13 protein-coding genes are annotated in these 12,457 nt (G+C 42.2%); 12 read left to right on the top strand and 1 reads right to left on the bottom strand.

Going from position 1 to position 12,457, the window contains the following annotated elements:
• Positions 1–21: 21 nt before the first annotated feature.
• Positions 22–930 (bottom strand): homoserine O-acetyltransferase MetA, encoded by a 909-nt coding sequence (metA, locus tag ACNQGS_RS07935; RefSeq protein WP_491486851.1) that lies wholly within the window; start codon positions 928–930, stop codon positions 22–24.
• Between the two features lie 227 nt (positions 931–1,157).
• Between metA and ACNQGS_RS07930 the strand changes: the two genes are divergently transcribed.
• From ACNQGS_RS07930 to ACNQGS_RS07875, 12 genes are all read left to right on the top strand, one after another.
• The gene (locus ACNQGS_RS07930; protein ID WP_491486850.1) at positions 1,158–2,840 is read left to right on the top strand and encodes a formate--tetrahydrofolate ligase; all 1,683 of its coding nucleotides are present in this window, start codon (positions 1,158–1,160) and stop codon (positions 2,838–2,840) included.
• Between the two features lie 17 nt (positions 2,841–2,857).
• Entirely contained in the window at positions 2,858–3,391 is a 534-nt protein-coding gene (locus tag ACNQGS_RS07925; RefSeq protein ID WP_491486849.1) for a hypothetical protein, read from the top strand.
• A 14-nt stretch (positions 3,392–3,405) separates the two neighbouring features.
• Positions 3,406–3,885 carry a glutathione peroxidase gene (locus tag ACNQGS_RS07920; protein ID WP_491486848.1) on the top strand — a complete coding sequence of 160 codons (480 nt, stop codon included), beginning with the start codon at positions 3,406–3,408 and terminating at the stop codon, positions 3,883–3,885.
• A 114-nt stretch (positions 3,886–3,999) separates the two neighbouring features.
• Positions 4,000–4,848, top strand: coding sequence for a DegV family protein (locus ACNQGS_RS07915; protein WP_491486847.1), 849 nt, complete (start codon positions 4,000–4,002; stop codon positions 4,846–4,848).
• A 98-nt stretch (positions 4,849–4,946) separates the two neighbouring features.
• Positions 4,947–5,597, top strand: coding sequence for an HD domain-containing protein (locus ACNQGS_RS07910; RefSeq protein ID WP_491486846.1), 651 nt, complete (start codon positions 4,947–4,949; stop codon positions 5,595–5,597).
• The gene (locus ACNQGS_RS07905) at positions 5,594–7,486 is read left to right on the top strand and encodes an ABC-F family ATP-binding cassette domain-containing protein (RefSeq protein ID WP_491486858.1); all 1,893 of its coding nucleotides are present in this window, start codon (positions 5,594–5,596) and stop codon (positions 7,484–7,486) included. Before ACNQGS_RS07910 ends, ACNQGS_RS07905 begins: the two co-directional genes overlap by 4 nt.
• A gap of 267 nt (positions 7,487–7,753) precedes the next feature.
• Entirely contained in the window at positions 7,754–8,890 is a 1,137-nt protein-coding gene (locus ACNQGS_RS07900) for a conserved virulence factor C family protein (RefSeq protein WP_491486857.1), read from the top strand.
• A 36-nt stretch (positions 8,891–8,926) separates the two neighbouring features.
• Complete coding sequence (locus ACNQGS_RS07895; RefSeq protein WP_491486845.1) at positions 8,927–9,361, top strand: BrxA/BrxB family bacilliredoxin; 435 nt, start codon at positions 8,927–8,929, stop codon at positions 9,359–9,361.
• 66 nt (positions 9,362–9,427) lie between these two features.
• Positions 9,428–10,201, top strand: coding sequence for a class I SAM-dependent methyltransferase (locus ACNQGS_RS07890; RefSeq protein ID WP_491486844.1), 774 nt, complete (start codon positions 9,428–9,430; stop codon positions 10,199–10,201).
• 83 nt (positions 10,202–10,284) lie between these two features.
• Entirely contained in the window at positions 10,285–10,872 is a 588-nt protein-coding gene (locus ACNQGS_RS07885) for a YpjP family protein (RefSeq protein WP_491486843.1), read from the top strand.
• Between the two features lie 87 nt (positions 10,873–10,959).
• Positions 10,960–11,541, top strand: coding sequence for a TerD family protein (locus ACNQGS_RS07880; protein ID WP_213145098.1), 582 nt, complete (start codon positions 10,960–10,962; stop codon positions 11,539–11,541).
• An 80-nt stretch (positions 11,542–11,621) separates the two neighbouring features.
• Positions 11,622–12,395 (top strand): TerC family protein, encoded by a 774-nt coding sequence (locus tag ACNQGS_RS07875; protein WP_491486842.1) that lies wholly within the window; start codon positions 11,622–11,624, stop codon positions 12,393–12,395.
• Positions 12,396–12,457 lie beyond the last annotated feature (62 nt).

The raw sequence follows: 12,457 nt of genomic DNA, 5'->3' as shown, positions 1-12,457 counted from the left end.
CATCGGGAAATCCCGATGCTTTTATCCCCAAAAATATGGGGTTTCCTGATAGACATAATAATTGAGCCAGTTGGAAAAGAACAAATGGCCATGAGAGCGCCAGCGATTGATTGGCGGCTGGGTTGGGTCGTTATTTGGAAAATAGTTTTCCGGCATGTGAATTTCGAGGCCCTTAGATAAGTCTCTGTCATATTCCTGTGCTAATGTATCAGATTCATATTCTAAATGACCGGTAATCATGACATGCCTTCGGTCTGTTGAGGCGATTAATAATGCGCCTGCATCCTCGGAAGCAGCTAATAATTTTAACTCAGGGTTGCTTTTGATGGCCTCAATTGAAACATCCGTATAGCGTGAGTGCGGTGCATAGAATTGATCATCAAAGCCCCGTAATAAAATATCATTTTGTTCAAAAATTCGATGGGAATAAATGCCCGAGCATTTCCGTGTAAGCTCGAATTTTCTAATTCCATAATGATGGAAAAGCGCGGCTTGTGCTCCCCAGCAAATATGTAGTGTCGAGGTAACATTAGTTTTGGTCCAATCCATGATTTCGGTTAATTCCGACCAATATTTAACCTGTTCGAATTCTAATAACTCGACAGGCGCGCCGGTAATAATCATCCCATCAAACTTTTGATTCTTAACTTCAGAGAAGGTAGTGTAAAACATCTCTAAATGCTGCTTGCTAGTATGAGTGGATTCATACGAGGATGTTTTTAAAAATTTGACATTAACCTGGAGCGGAGAGTTTCCCAATAGCCGTAACAGCTGCGTTTCCGCTTTTTCTTTTTCTGGCATTAAATTTAGGATTAAAATCTTTAATGGCCGGATATCTTGGCTCGTCGCCCGTTCATCGTCCATGATAAAAATGTTTTCCTGGTCTAAAACTTCCCGGGCTGGAAGAAGTTTCGGAATGTTAATAGGCAAGTGACCATCCCCTTTACAATTAAAAAAGTTATATTCATTTATACAATGGTTAATAAAAGAAATCAATGAATATTTTTAAAATTTGATAATTCTATTATAAACATTATTCTAAATACAGAAAAGATAATAATTTGTTCATAATTATCTGTCGGAATGAAAACGCCTTTTTGATACAATTTAAAGGTAGTTACTTTTAAATATAAAGAATGCGGGGGATTGAATTGGCAATGGAGATTAGTGTAAAATCGGACATTGAAATTGCTCAAGGATCAAAAATGCTGCCGATTGTAGATGTTGCAAATAGGCTGGGGCTTGAAGAAGATGATCTTGAACTGTATGGCAAATATAAAGCAAAGCTGTCTACCGATGCACTGGCCAAATTAAAAACAAAAGAAAGCGGGAAAATTATTCTCGTAACGGCGATTAGTCCAACCCCTGCCGGAGAAGGGAAATCGACGGTCACTGTTGGATTGGGTGATGCTTTTAACCGGATTGGCAAAAAGACGATGATTGCGATACGGGAGCCGTCCTTGGGTCCGACGATGGGCATTAAGGGAGGGGCTGCCGGAGGAGGCTATGCTCAAGTTCTCCCAATGGAGGATATTAACCTGCATTTTACCGGCGACCTTCATGCAATAACGACGGCAAACAACGCCCTTGCTGCGTTTATTGATAACCACCTTCAGCAAGGGAACGAGCTTAATATCGATCCGCGCAGAATTGTTTGGAAACGAGCGGTAGATTTAAATGACCGAGCCCTCCGGAAGGTTATTGTAGGTCTTGGCGGACCGCTTCAGGGCATGCCAAGGGAGGATGGCTTTGATATCACAGTTGCGTCTGAAATCATGGCAGTATTATGTTTAGCAACAGATATAAAAGACTTGAAATCACGGTTAGCGAGAATGGTAGTCGCCTACAATTACAATAAGGAACCGGTAACGGTCGGTGATTTAGGGGTTTCAGGGGCATTGACTTTATTATTAAAAGATGCGGTAAAACCCAACCTTGTCCAAACCATTGAACATACGCCGGCCCTAGTCCACGGCGGTCCTTTTGCGAATATCGCACATGGGTGTAACAGTGTGATCGCGACACTGACTGCAGCAAAATTAGCTGATTACGTGGTTACGGAAGCGGGTTTTGGGGCCGATTTGGGAGCGGAAAAGTTTTTACATATCAAATCGAGAATAGCCGGAATTAAACCTGAGGCTGTTGTCATTGTCGCTACCATTCGGGCTTTAAAAATGCATGGCGGTGTGGCGAAGCAGGATTTAGCAGAGGAAAATATTCCGGCGCTGACACTTGGCTTTGCCAATTTGCAAAAACATATTGAAACGATTAAAAGCTTTGGGCTGCCGGTAGTTGTCGCCGTAAATAAATTTATCACAGATACCGACCTTGAAATCCAGACACTGCTAGAATGGTGCAAACGGGAAAACGTCTCAGCCGCTTTGACAGAGGTTTGGGAAAAGGGAGGCGAAGGCGGAATTGAACTGGCTGAGACCCTTTTGTCTGTCATCAGTAAGGAAAAGAACAATTTCCACCCTTTATATGACATGGCAGACCCGATTGATAAGAAGATAAGAACTATCGTCCAAAAGGTTTACGGCGGCAAAGATGTCGAGTTTTCCCCAAAAGCAAAAAAACAAATGCAGGATTTTGAAAAAAATGGCTGGTCCTACTTAGCTGTTTGTATGGCGAAAACGCAATATTCCCTATCGGACGATCCGGCAAAGCTTGGCAGACCATCAGATTTTACCGTTACGGTAAGGGAATTCAAACCATCGATAGGTGCAGGATTTATCGTTGCTTTAACCGGTGAGGTTATGACGATGCCAGGCCTGCCGAAAAAACCGGCGGCCTTGAATATGGACGTAGATGAAAATGGGAATGCGGTAGGCCTATTCTAAAGGAGTCGAAGCGCAGTATGTTTGATCCAACAGCCTTTGATAACATGAAGGTCGTAATCGAAGGCGCCCTTTATGATTTGGATATGAGCGGTGAAATCCTTGTAACCGATCGCAATGATTGGCTTAATCTAGCGAAAATGTCCCGATTGTTTACGATCAGCTTTGGTTTAAGAGAAAGCAGGCTTCCGATACATGCGAAAATGGAATTAGAAGCAAGGCTTAACAACTTAGCAGCGGAACTCCTTCCAGAGTCACTTTCAGAGCAGAATGCCGGGTGCTATGTGAAGCTGCAATTTTCACTCGAACTCCCTGAAAACCAAAGGGATTTTTACGGATTATATAAAATTTTCCAAAATATTTGGGGGGAAACAAGGAAAATCTCCCAGTCTGTTGAATATAACCCTTTAGAAAAGTCAAAAAATATCCGCTTAGTCATTTCCATTGACTTTGAGAGAATTGTCAAAGAGGAGCAAATGGAGGACTTTGCTGAGATGACGGAATTTATGATTGCCACTATACAACAACTTGAGGAATACGGAAGTGGCAGCTAAAGGGGGAGATTTGGATGTCAATCTATCAGTTTAAGGCGAAAGCTATAGATGGAGAGGAAATTTCACTAAAGCAATTTGATGGGAAGGTTCTGCTCATTGTCAACACTGCCAGCAAGTGCGGTTTTACACCTCAGTATCGGGAGCTTCAAGGACTTTATGAAGCGTATAAAGAAAAGGGTTTCTCGGTTCTGGGGTTTCCTTGCAATCAGTTTATGAGTCAGGAGCCTGGGACGGAAGCAGATATTAAATCCTTTTGTGAATTAAATTACGGCGTCACCTTTCCGATGTTTGCAAAGGTCGATGTAAATGGCGTATACGCTCACCCGCTGTTCGTCTATATAAGAAAGCAGACACCGGGAATCTTTGGTTTTAATACAGTCAAGTGGAACTTCACGAAATTTCTTGTTGACCAAAAAGGAAATGTTGTAAAACGTTTTGCACCGAACGTAAAGCCAAGTGAAATTGCCAAAGATATCGAAGCACTACTTAGCTAATGACAAGCCGGCATTTTGCCGGTTTGTTTTTTAGGCATTATAATTATTTACAATATTCCGAATTACAGTTACTATTAGTAGTAGGTACTAATTATTAATCAAGGGGAGATGACCGTGGTTAAAACGGCGTGGGTGACTGACAGCACGGCTTATTTAGATGAAGAATTAAGAAAACATCCTGATATATTTAGCGTTCCATTATCCGTTATTCTTGACGGGGAGGTATTTGCGGATGGGATTGACTTGACCTCACATGAATTGTTTGAGAAGTTAAAGCACCTTAAAAGCCCTCCAAAGACATCCCAGCCTTCAGTCGGGGCGTTTCAGGAAGTGTTCGAAAGGCTCTCTAAAGATTATGACCAAATTGTCGCTGTCCATCTTTCCGGGAAGCTGAGCGGTACAGTATCTTCCAGTGAGCAGGCATCAAAGCTCGTGGATATCCCAGTCACAATTTTTGATTCAAATATTCTTACTCTGCCAATGTCGGCATTGATGAAAAAAGGAATGGAATTATTGGCGGAAGGTCATAATCTCGAACACGTCATCAAACAAATGGAAGAAATAAGAGATACAAACGAAACATACGTATTGGTTGGAAGTCTTGAGCAGCTTCACCGCGGCGGCAGAATGTCGGGCGTGCAATTCTTTCTGGGCAGCATGTTAAACGTCAAGCCAGTGATTTCATTTGATAATGGAGCCTTGTATGTGAAGGAGAAAGTCCGCAGCGAGAAAAAGGCCAAGGATAAAATTCTCGAATATTTTAAACAGGCTTATGAATTGCATCACTTTAAAGAAGTGTATTTATTGTATGGTCTGCATAAAGAGCATACAGTTGATTGGCGGCAGGAAATACAAACACGCTATCCGGAACTGAATGTGCTTGATGCACCATTAGGGGCCGTCATCGGTGTCCATGCAGGGGAAAATACACTCGGCATCAGCTGGTTTAATGGATTAAAATAAAAATGCTATAAAAAGATAACCTCGCTTTTTCGGGGTTATTTTTTCTTGTTTGGCTGATATTCGTGTTAAAATAGCAAGGATAAAGGCAGGTGCTAAATTTGATAGACAAAATTATAGAGCAGACGGAAGAATTTGTCCGTAATCAATTAGGTGAGGATTCAACCGGTCATGACTGGTTCCATGTGGACCGCGTCAGACGGAATGCCATACATATTAGCAAGGCGGAACAGCAGGGCGCCCCATTTATCATAGAAATGGCTGCCTTGCTTCATGATATTCCTGATGAAAAGCTGAATTATAGCGAAGAAGCAGGGAAACAGAAACTTGAGAGCTTTATGGAGACGATCCCCCTCAAGGATGTTGAAAAAAATCACATTAGGGAGATTATTTTTTCTATTTCCTATAAAGGCGGTCATGGTAGCAAGCTTTCATCGGTGGAAGCAAAAATTGTTCAGGATGCAGATCGGCTGGATGCCATCGGCGCGATAGGTATTGCAAGAGCCTTTGCTTACGGCGGCAAAAAAGGGCAGTCCATCTATGACCCGGCTATCATGGTGAGGGAAACAATGAGCCAGGAAGAATATCGAAGAGGAAAATCAACGAGCATCCATCATTTCTATGAAAAATTATTAAAATTAAAAGATTTATTAAATACCGAGACGGCAATGCAAATGGCGGAGCCAAGGCAGCAAATGATGCAATCGTTTTTAGAACAATTTTACCGTGAATGGAATGGTCAACAATCATGAAAATGCTGACAGTCGAAAATGTTTCAAAAACATACGGGGAAAAGCAATTATTTTCTAATATTTCGTTTACCATCGGCGAAAAAGAACGTGCCGGGCTGATTGGAGTAAATGGAACTGGAAAATCTTCATTGTTAAAAATCGTGGCAGGTTTGGATGTGCCTGATGAAGGAAAAATCATATCCGGTAAAGATTATTCCATTGCTTACCTGTCGCAGCAGCCTGATTTTGAAATGGACCGGACTATACTAGAACAAGTTTTTCACGGGGATGCGCCAATCCTTAAGCTGATGAGGGAATATGAAAATATACTTATGGAGTTAAATGCTGCACCAGATGATGTGAAACTTCAGGATGAACTTTTCCGTCTGCAGAAGCAGATGGATGCTTTGGACGCCTGGGATGCAAGCACAAATGCCAAGTCGGTCTTAACAAAATTGGGCATTGAAGATTTTACCCAAAGAGTTGGCAGTTTGTCCGGGGGCCAGAAGAAACGGGTTGCGTTGGCACAGGTATTAATCGCTGAACCCGATTTGCTTATATTGGATGAACCGACAAACCACCTCGATTTTGATAGCGTTAAGTGGCTTGAGGATTACTTGAGCAGATATAAGGGCTCCATCCTCCTCGTCACCCATGACCGCTACTTTTTGGATCGGGTTACCAATCGGATGTTTGAGCTTGATGGCGGCAATTTATACAGCTATAAAGGCAATTATGCCGCTTTTCTGGAGGCAAAAGCGATCCGCGAGGAAAATGAGGCGGCCACATTTGAAAAAAGAAAGAACCTGTTCAGACGAGAACTGGAATGGATCCGGCGCGGGGCAAAGGCGAGGACGACTAAACAAAAGGCGCGGATTCAGCGTTTTGAAGAGCTTGACGAAAAGCTCTCAAGCGGAAAGTCGTCAGGTGAAAAGCTTGATATTTCTTTGAATGGCAGTCGCTTAGGTAAGCAGGTATTTGAACTAAAAGATGCATCCAAGCGGTATGGTCAAAAAGCAATCCTTAACGGCTTTGATTTGCTTGTCAAACCGGGGGACAGAATTGGCATTATCGGTAGGAACGGAACTGGTAAATCCACATTATTAAATATCCTCGCTAAGCGCATCCCTCTTGATGAGGGAGAGTTTAATCTGGGTGCTACTGTGAAAATCGCCTACTATACCCAGGAAAGCGAGGATATGGATGAAAATAAGCGGATGATTGAATATATTAAGGAAACAGCGCAAATCGTCGAGACATCAGACGGGAAGACGATTTCCGCGGCACAAATGCTTGAGCGCTTTTTATTTCCTCCATATACGCATGGGACACCAATTCGCAAGCTGTCGGGCGGGGAGAAACGCCGTTTGTATTTATTGAAAATCCTGATGACAGCACCGAATGTCTTGCTGCTTGATGAGCCGACCAACGATCTTGATACTCAGACATTGACGGTCTTGGAAGACTACCTTGAGGAGTTTCCTGGTGTCGTGATTACTGTTTCCCACGACCGTTATTTTCTTGATAAAGTCGCTGAACAACTGTTAGTGCTGCGCGGGGAAGGTAAGATTGATTTCTTTTTTGGAAATTATAGCGAATATTTGGAAAAAGAAACAGCCATGCAAGATACCTTGAAAGCAGCACCTGCCGCTGCTCCAGCTGTTAAGGCTCCTGAGAAGGAAAAAAAGAAGAAAATGACCTATATGGAGAAAAAAGAGTGGGCCGAGATTGATGAGGCAATTGCTAAAACCGAAGTTGGGCTTGAAGAAGTGGCAGCGGAAATGGCTTCGGCTGGGAGCAATTTTTCAAGATTACAGGATTTAATGAAAAAAGAAGCTGAGTTGAACGAAAAATTGGAGCACTTAATCGAAAGATGGTCCTATTTGGCTGAATTGGCTGAGAATGAGTGAGAGTACGCCTTATTGCGTGCTCTTTTTTGTAACTTGGAAATATATCTACAAAAATTAGGCAGATATCTACAATTTTTTTGGTGATATCTACATTTCTAGAAATTTATCTACAAAAATAAAGTTGATATCTACAAATTTTCAAAGGATATCTACAATCACCACAAAAATGGAAAATGAGAACTAACCATTTATTAGGCATCTTACATGAATATACTCCTCTCATTATGTTAAACTTGTTAAAGAAAACATATGAATAAGGTGAGTATGTTGAAAATTAAGTCAATTGAACCGACGCCAAGTCCGAATACGATGAAAATCCTTCTTGACCATGAGCTTCCAATGGGCAAGAGCCATAATTATAAAAAGGAAACAGCGCTGGATGCACCCCCTGTTATTCAAGCCGTCCTCCAAATAGAGGGCATTAAGGGCGTATATCATGTGGCTGATTTCCTAGCTGTTGAACGCAACGCTAAATATGACTGGAAGGAACTCCTGCCAAAGGTCCGCCAGGCATTCGGTGAAGATACTGACCAAATCGCAAACACTGCAAAAGCAATCAACGATCATTTTGGTGAAATCAAAGTGGAAGTTCAAATGTTCAAGGGGATTCCGCTTCAAGTTAAGCTGACAGATGGCACTTCTGAAAAAAGGTTCGGAATGCCCGACTACTTTTTAAAAGCGCGGGAAAATGCCCAGCTTCCGGAGGATAATTATATTTTGCTGCGGAAATGGGATCATCAAGGAGTTAGATATGGTGAAATGGATCAGGTTGGGCCGGAGGTTGTCGAGGAACTAATCGCGGCTTATCCCACGCTGCGCCTTGAAGAACTTGTCCAAAAAGCGCAAGCTGCAGAAACTCAATCGGAGCAAAAAACAAAGCCGAATCGCCGTAAAGTGACGGCTGATGACATGAGTAACCCTGATTGGCAGGTCCGCTACCAGCTACTTGAGCAAATGGATGATCCGGATTTGGAGGATTTGCCAATGCTCGAAAAAGCACTCTCTGATGAAAAGCCATCTATCCGCAGACTTGCCACTGTTTATCTTGGAATGATTAAGGACCAAGCAGTATTGCCGCTGTTATACCGCGCTTTAAAGGATAAAACCGTAACCGTCCGAAGAACAGCAGGCGATTGCTTATCGGACCTCGGCTTCCCCGAAGCGCAGGACGAAATGCTTGAAGCCTTGAAAGACCCGAGCAAATTGGTCCGCTGGCGGGCCGCGATGTTCCTTTACGAGGTTGGAGATGAAAAGGCGCTTTCAGCTCTCAAGGCTGCTGAAAATGACCCTGAATTCGAGGTAAGTATGCAAATCAGGATGGCAATTGAGCGAATTGAGGGCGGGGAAGAAGCAAAAGGCTCCGTTTGGAAGCAAATGACGGAAGCAAGAAAATCGGAAGAGTAAATTTGTTTATACTAAAATTTATGGAGGTTATATAATATGTCAAATGCTTATGAAGAATATATGAGACAAATGGTCATACCAATGCGGCAGGAGTTAACAAACGCTGGTTTTGCAGAACTGACAACGTCAGAAGATGTTGAAAAATTTATGGAAAACGCAAAAGGCACAACACTTGTCGTGGTGAATTCTGTTTGCGGCTGTGCCGCTGGATTAGCACGCCCAGCAGCAACACAGGCAGTTCTAAACAGCGAGAAAAAACCAGATCAACTTGTCACCGTTTTTGCAGGCCAAGATAAAGAAGCAACAGCGAAGATGCGCGAGTATTTCGAAGGGATCGAACCGTCATCACCATCGATGGCGTTATTAAAGGATAATAAAGTAGTCCATTTTATCCCGCGCCATGATATCGAAGGAATGCCGATGGAAACCGTAATGCAAAATATATTAGGGGCATTAGAAGCTCATTGCTAAAAACTTTAAGAGGACGTGCGATAGCCGTCCTTTTTTACTACTAAATACACAATAGGATGGAATACCATGTTTATTACCACTTCAGGCAGAACGAATCAGCTTAAGAAAGAAGAAGCCATCCAGATTTCAAAGCTCTTGGATGCACCCTATATCCCCCGCAGGAAAAAATCCATTAGCCAATTACAAAAGGAAGCAAACAGCGATTGTCTTGTAGTAGGCAAAGAACGTCTGGAATTACATAAGGCAGAATTTGCTGAGCCTTTTTTCTTTCACCCAAACTCCGCGATGTTCCGCATTAAACGTCTCCTAAGAGGAGAGCATGACCCTTTTGCCGATGCTGCCAAGTTGGAAAAAGGGATGAACGTTTTAGATTGCACTCTTGGATTGGCCGGAGATGCAATAGTCGCAAGCCTTCTCGTCGGAAGTGAGGGAAAAGTCACGGGACTAGAAGGGCAGAAATTTTTGGCCTACGTTGTGAAGGCGGGTCTCCAATCGTGGGATTCCGGCATTCTTGAAATGAACCAAGCAATGAAAAGAATCACAGTCATTAATTCTACTGCCCATGACTATTTAAAGCTGCAGGCAGAAGCCTCCGTCGATTGTGTCTATTTTGACCCAATGTTTGAAGAAAGCATCAAAGAGTCTGAGGGAATTAAGGCTTTAGGGCAGTTTGCCATTTATGAAGAGCTGGGAATGGAAACAATTAATGAGGCGATACGAGTGGCCAAGCATCGCGTTGTCTTAAAGGACCATTACCAAAGCTCGAGATTTGAAAAATACGGATTTCAGGTAATAAAAAGACAAACCGCAAAATTTCATTATGGTTTTATTGAAAAATAATTCTGCTTTTCTATTTCTGGAAAAAAGCAGTATACTTAATAATAGAAATTACATATTTTTTACAGGAACAAGGTGAATCGAGGATGAATAAATGGGTTCGTAAATCACTTTTTGTTTTCATATCGATTTTAACTTTTGGGCTCGTCACACCTGCGCAGTTAATGAACGCTGTCAATGCCGAGACGCCAAAAGATCAAGATGTTTTCGAAATACAAACGGGAGAGGATGGGTATTCTCAAGGATATTTCGAAGAAACAAAGTTTAATAGAGAGCGCTTTATACAAGAAATGATGCTGCAGGCAGAAACCCAATCCTATCAAAAATTCGGGCAAAAAATCAAGCCCGTCATCGAAAATGAATTCCGCGACCTAATTTTGCCGAACATGGAAATGGCGATTGAACAAACAGCTCTTCAATTTCCAGAGGAAGACCTAAAGAATCTTGTGATAACAGAGGAACCTGGTGCAGGATACTCCGAAAAGATTTTTCATATAAAAAACAGCCAAACAGGGAAAGATATTTTACGATTCCATGTGAGAAGGGATTTGCCGCCGCAGTCCGGTTACTGGTTCAATTTTCACTATCATACTTTTAAGGATAATTTCCAAACCCACCATAACCTTGGAGCTATCTATTGGGATAAAAATACACCCCCAAAATGGATGAATTAATATGTTTGAAAATTTTTATTGTAAAATTGAAACCTTTTTAAAGGAACGCTCGTAAATAAACTATTACCCAATTAGGAGGAAAGAAAAATGGCAATCAGTTTATCAAAAGGTCAAAAAGTTGATTTAACAAAAACAAATCCCGGCTTATCAAAAGTTGTTGTTGGACTTGGATGGGACACCAATAAATATGACGGCGGTAATGACTTTGATTTGGATTCTTCGGTATTTTTATTAGGAGAAAACGGAAAAGTCACAACAGAAACAGATTTTGTTTTTTACAATAACCCGCAAGGTGCGGGTGGTGCGGTCGTACATACTGGGGATAACCGGACCGGTGCAGGTGATGGCGATGATGAGCAAGTAAACATTAATTTATCGGCAGTTCCAGCCAACATTCAACGGATTGCCTTTACGATTACTATCCATGATGCAGCAAGCCGTAATCAGAACTTTGGACAGGTTTCAAATGCATATGCACGGATTTTCAACGAAGAAACCGGCCAAGAATTAATCCGCTATGATTTGGGTGAAGACTTCTCAATCGAAACAGCGATTGTTGTTGGCGAATTGTATCGTCACAGCGGCGAGTGGAAATTCAGTGCCATCGGCAGCGGCTACCAAGGCGGGCTAGCAGCACTGGCAACTGATTTTGGCCTGCAGGTTGGTTAATTCATTAGAGAAAACAGAGACCCGGCGCTCGCTGGGTCTTTTTAACAAAAAATAGCGAACATCCAGGGGGAATTTTTTTAATGGCAGTATTGCAAGGAATTATAGACACGTATGCCCAATTCTTTAATTGGGAAATGTGGGGTGAAGTTTTAACAGACCCGGTAGCATGGGGACTTATTGGTACATTAGTGATTCTTGAAGGTCTGCTTTCAGCAGATAATGCCCTCGTTTTAGCTGTAATGGTAAAGCATCTTCCGCCTGAAAAGCGCAAAAAGGCTCTTTTCTACGGTTTGCTTGGAGCTTACGCATTTCGATTCATTGCGATTGGAATTGGCGTTTACCTCATCAAATTCTGGTGGGTAAAAGTGTTAGGTGCGGGGTATCTTGCCTGGCTCTCGATAAAATACTTCATGGATAAGAGAAGAGCTGCTGAATCAGAGGAAGAAGAGGCACAAGGCATGAACCAAAGCGGACTCCTCATTCGTCTTTTTGGAACCTTCTGGGGAACCGTTGCTGCAGTTGAGTTAATGGACATTGCCTTCTCTGTTGACAGTGTTCTTGCCGCTTTCGGTGTCAGCGGTGAGGTATGGGTTCTTTTATTGGGAGGAATTCTCGGGGTGTTAATGATGCGAGGTGTTGCCGGTGTATTCCTATCACTAATTGACCGAATTCCTGAGCTTGAAACCACCGCGTATATTTTAATTCTATTAATTTCTATTAAAATGCTTCTATCAGTCTTCCATATCGATGTAGGACATGTCACCTTCTTTATCATCTTGCTAGTAACGTTTGCCGCTACATTTGTGGTTCATTTTATGAACAAAAAGAAGGAAAATAGCACAGAAAATCATTAATAAAAAATTTTCGCATGAAAGAAAGGGAGCTGACGTGAGTTGTCTCCCTTATTTTTTACGAT

The sequence above is a fragment of the Neobacillus sp. PVCKKU3 genome (assembly GCF_058323225.1).
The sequence above is the reverse complement of the archived record's forward strand: the minus strand, read 5'-3'. Positions and strand labels throughout refer to the sequence as shown.